Origin of the sequence: Salinarimonas soli, from assembly GCF_008386575.1 — a bacterium.
GTDB lineage: Bacteria > Pseudomonadota > Alphaproteobacteria > Rhizobiales > Beijerinckiaceae > Salinarimonas_A > Salinarimonas_A soli.
The window spans coordinates 1-230 of sequence record NZ_VUOA01000262.1; the positions used below are offsets into that span (position 1 = coordinate 1).

Genomic DNA, 230 nt, shown 5'->3' on the forward strand with positions numbered 1-230 from the left:
CGCCATGGTGGTGTTCCTCCACGACGGGTTCGGCGAGAGCAAGTACTGCGACCAAGAGGTCGGATGGGTCATGGGCCGCCACCGCCCGATCCTGCCCCTGGCGTACGGCACCACCATGCCCCACGGCTTCATGAGCACCATCCAGGCGCAGAAGGTCGGGACGCGTCCCACCAGCCAGGTGGCGAAGGACGTCATGACCTGGTTGATCGGCAACCCCGCCCTGCACGGCC

The 230-nt window shown here is 67.4% G+C and carries 1 protein-coding gene; it reads left to right on the forward strand.

Features of this window, described 5'->3' with window-relative positions:
• Nucleotides 1–230 (forward strand): hypothetical protein (locus F0L46_RS26510; RefSeq protein WP_210247720.1); only part of this gene is annotated, 230 nt, incomplete at both ends.